This is a genomic window from Trichlorobacter sp. (assembly GCF_030247655.1).
Taxonomy (GTDB): domain Bacteria; phylum Desulfobacterota; class Desulfuromonadia; order Geobacterales; family Pseudopelobacteraceae; genus Trichlorobacter.
Genome location: NZ_JAOTRZ010000257.1, coordinates 1 through 3,819 on the forward strand (window position 1 = coordinate 1; position 3,819 = coordinate 3,819).

A 3,819-nucleotide genomic window follows, 5' to 3' on the forward strand; every position below is an offset into this window, starting at 1 on the left:
ACTTAAGGGTATCACACAACCATATACGTGTTAAATCTAGCATGTCTCTATCATTTCCTAGACCTGCAATATTTTTTCCCCTTTGTTCAATAAACTGCTCAGCAGGACCCATTATAGAAAAACCTCCCATTTATTTGCCCAATACTCGGGCTGGATTCCCAACAACAGTAGTGCCAGATTTAACATTTTTTATAACGACAGCCCCCGCTCCAATAACGGATTCATTGCCAATTTGGATTCGAGGCAAAATAACAGCACCAGTACCTATAAATGAATTATTTCCAACGATCACTTCACCAGCAAGCCGTGCTCCTGGTCCTATGTGTACTCCATTACCTATAACACCATCATGATCGACTGATGCAGCAGTGTTTATAATTACTCCACGACCAAGTTGTGCGTTTGCGCAAACAGATGATTGAGCTAAAATCTGACTGCCTTCTCCAATTACAGCACTATGCGCCACAAAAGCAGTGCGATGAATCAACGTTACGGGATCAATGCCGCGTGATTTAAGTAAGCCCAGCAACTGAATTCTATCAGTCCCATGTCCACCACCTATAGCCACCGCACCATAGAGATTGTCCGTGCCGCCGCGCTCTGTAAGCCAAGCATCAAGACCGGTTTCTCCTCTCAGCAGTAGCACGCCAGGAATTGGAGAAGAAATTGTGCGGTTATCAACTAAGACGACGAGACGCATGTCCGTGTCACAAACAATATCGTGGAGGACTTTTGCTTGCCCAGTTGCTCCCCAAAATAGTATATCTCGCATTAGCTATTGCCTCCATTGATTACTCACATGGCAAACAACTCGTTCCATTTCTGCATCGGTTAAATCGTGGTATGTCGGTAAATTTATTGCTCGCTTATGCAGCCCATAGCTCACTGCATTCTTCGGTTTTTCCTCAAACATAGGTTGCATGCTTAGTGGCCAGAAAAACACACGGCCGTCGATATCATCCGCCTTAAACGCAGCTAGCAATTTATTGCGATTAAACGGCACTTCCTCATCGACTACGATGGTTGGCATCCAATAACCATTAACTGTCCCTTTAGGCTCGGGATTCATCTTTATCGGTAGTCCACTAAGTTGTTTCAAATAATATCTAAATATTCGCCGTTTACCGAAAATAAGCTCATCAATCCTCTCCATTTGAGCGCAACCAATTGCTGCCTGAATATTTGACATCTTGTATTTGAAGCCAATCATATCAGGCCAGAACTGTTTAGTCTGACTGCGGGATCTACCATGATTTGATAGCGTCAACACCTTTTCGTAAATATCTGAATCGTTGGTGACAAACATGCCGCCTTCACCGGTTGTCAGCGTTTTTGTGCCGTGGAAGGAAAAAGCACCAAATCTACCCATAGAACCAGCGCGTTTACCATGCCACTGTGAACCGATTGCCTCGGCAGCATCCTCAATGACTGGAATGCCGTGCTTCTCTCCGATTGCAAGTAGCCGATCCATATCACACAGGTTGCCATACAAATGCACCGCAATAATGGCTTTTGTCTGTGGTGTTATTGCTTGTTCAGCCAGTTCAGGGTTAATGCACCAGGTATCAGGCAAGATATCAACAAACACAGGTTTTGCGGCCAGATGTACAATTGGAGCGGCAGTGGCAATCCAGTTGGTATCGGCCATTATAACTTCGTCGCCAGGCCCAATACCCAGTGCGGCCATACCCATATGCAAAGCACCTGTACAGCTAGATGTCGCGATTGCATACTTGACGCCAAGATGCTGCTTGAATAATTCCTCAAATCGACAGATGTATTCATAGCAACGCTCACCCCAGCCGTTAGCTGCGGCATCTGTGGCATAACGTACCTCAAGCTCAGTAATTGACGGTTTTGTGTAATAGATGCGCGGATTCATATAATCTCCAGCCTTGGTATTGCCGTTACAAACAGTGTGCCAACTTCTGCAAGCTTGGCATTCTGCTGTTTAACCTCATCGGCAATGTTCCATGGCAATACTAACAGGTAGTCAGGGCGCTGTTCAGACAGTACGGCTGGGGCCATGATAGGTATATGGCTACCAGGCAAGAATTTACCCTGCTTGGAGGGGGCAGCATCGCAGACGTACGGAAGCAGGTCTGGTTTTACGCCAGCATAGTTGAGCAAGGTGTGTTTCCTTTTGTTGCAGCACCATAGGCCGCCACTTTTTTCCCTGCTCGCTTTTGCTCAAGTAAAAACAGGAGCAATCCATTCTTCACATCATCAGCTTTAGCCTGGAAGCTTTGATACACTTCAAGCAACTGCATGCCACACAACAGTTCTTCCTGTAAAAGTTTCGTAACGGAAGGCAACACGGATCTTGGATCATCTTGGTGGCAGCCATATATCCTTAAGCTCCCGCCGTGGGTTGGCACCTCTTCAACATCCCATATTTTCAGACCGGCCTGCTTGAAGATGCGCTCAACTGTGTACAAAGAAAGATATGAAAAATGTTCGTGGTAAACCGTATCAAATTGGGTATGTTTTAAAAGCTGCATCAGGTGAGGAAATTCCAGAGTGGTGGTGCCACCAGGTTTAAGCACGAGTTTTAAGCCAATCGTAAAATCATTAATGTCAGGCACATGGGCAAAGACGTTGTTTCCCAAAACAAGATCCGCCTGTTTACCTTGATGTATCAGTTCAGTTGCCAGCCTGCTGCCAAAGAAATCCCTGATAACTGGAATACCAAGTTTTTCAGCCGCCGCCGCTGTGCTTGCGGTTGGCTCAATGCCAAGGCAGGGGATACCTGCAGCAACAAAGTTTTTCAAAAGATAGCCGTCATTTGACGCAATTTCTATGACAAAACTACGGCTATCCAGCCGTAGTTTTTCTGTAATCATGGCGCTGTAACGAGCGGCATGTTCAAGCCAACTGCTTGAGGTTGACGAGAAGTAGGCATAGTCATTGTTAAACAACTCATCAGCCTGGGTGTAGTCCTCTGTCTGTACCAGCCAGCAGCTTGTGCAGATCTTTAACTTAAGCGGAAAATACAGCTCTGGCGTTGATAGCTCCTGGTCGGTGAGATAGGCGTTGGAGGGCGGCGCGTATCCCAGATCCAGAAAGGTATGTTCAAGGGGGGTCTTGCAGTGACGGCAGTTCATGTAGCAATTCCACCAAAATTTGGAGTGATGAGCGGGTGATTCATATCACGTTTTGAGGTATCTGTCACCTGTAACGGCCAGCTGATGGCTAATAAGGGGTCGTTAAATCTGACTCCGCACTCTGCTTCAGGCTTATAATGGGAAGTATGAAGATACAGTAGCTCACTGTTTTTGTTCAGCACTTGAAAACCATGGGCACAACCTTCAGGAATTACCATCATCAGTGCGTTATCAGGGCTGAGCTCAACACCAAACCACTGTAAAAAGGTAGGAGATCCAGCTCGCACATCAACGGCCACATCCCAAATCTTGCCTTTCAGGCAACGAATCAGCTTCATCTCTGCATGGGGAGGGTTTTGGTAGTGCATTCCCCGTACCGCACCAACGGCATGCGTGCGAGAGAAATTTGTCTGGACAATCTGACGTGTGCCAAGCACCGGCGCTAATTCTCGGTTGCAAAAGGCACGATAGAAAATGCCACGGTCATCGCAGAAAGGATTGGGCTCTATCAGTGATACGCCCATTAAAGGAGTGCTGATGATCTTCATTCTGTGGCCCAGCACAGCTTGTTAGCTACTGCTGATGCCACAAAAGCGGATAGCTGTTCAAGGCTGATTGTACGCTGTTCTGACTGATAGGCACTGTACCAATGGGCTGTTGCTGCCAAGCCCTCTTCCAATGACCAGACCGGCAGCCAGTTGAGTTGCTTCAAACC

General features: G+C 46.8%; 5 protein-coding genes and 1 pseudogene. All 6 read right to left on the reverse strand.

Going from position 1 to position 3,819, the window contains the following annotated elements:
- Nucleotides 1-130: 130 nt before the first annotated feature.
- Entirely contained in the window at nucleotides 131-772 is a 642-nt protein-coding gene (locus tag OEL57_RS15110) for a NeuD/PglB/VioB family sugar acetyltransferase (RefSeq protein ID WP_300741596.1), read from the reverse strand.
- Nucleotides 773-775: 3 nt separating this feature from the next.
- Nucleotides 776-1,882, reverse strand: a complete 1,107-nt coding sequence (locus OEL57_RS15115; protein WP_300741598.1) for a DegT/DnrJ/EryC1/StrS family aminotransferase — start codon at nucleotides 1,880-1,882, stop codon at nucleotides 776-778.
- Complete coding sequence (locus OEL57_RS17120) at nucleotides 1,879-2,130, reverse strand: methyltransferase C-terminal domain-containing protein (protein WP_300741599.1); 252 nt, start codon at nucleotides 2,128-2,130, stop codon at nucleotides 1,879-1,881. Before OEL57_RS17120 ends, OEL57_RS15115 begins: the two co-directional genes overlap by 4 nt.
- Entirely contained in the window at nucleotides 2,109-2,918 is an 810-nt protein-coding gene (locus tag OEL57_RS15125) for a methyltransferase domain-containing protein (protein WP_300741600.1), read from the reverse strand. Before OEL57_RS15125 ends, OEL57_RS17120 begins: the two co-directional genes overlap by 22 nt.
- 54 nt (nucleotides 2,919-2,972) lie before the next feature.
- Nucleotides 2,973-3,104 (reverse strand): annotated as a pseudogene (locus OEL57_RS17125) (class I SAM-dependent methyltransferase); the annotation flags it as partial.
- Entirely contained in the window at nucleotides 3,101-3,652 is a 552-nt protein-coding gene (gene rfbC / locus OEL57_RS15130) for a dTDP-4-dehydrorhamnose 3,5-epimerase (RefSeq protein ID WP_300741601.1), read from the reverse strand. The gene rfbC and the pseudogene OEL57_RS17125, both read right to left, overlap by 4 nt.
- Nucleotides 3,653-3,819: the final 167 nt, after the last annotated feature.

Coding starts and splice junctions, on each gene's coding strand:
- OEL57_RS15110 (WP_300741596.1), bottom strand. CDS start 772: ATGCGAGATATACTATTTTGGGGAGCAACTGGGCAAGCAAAAGTCCTC.
- OEL57_RS15115 (WP_300741598.1), bottom strand. CDS start 1,882: ATGAATCCGCGCATCTATTACACAAAACCGTCAATTACTGAGCTTGAG.
- rfbC (WP_300741601.1), bottom strand. CDS start 3,652: ATGAAGATCATCAGCACTCCTTTAATGGGCGTATCACTGATAGAGCCC.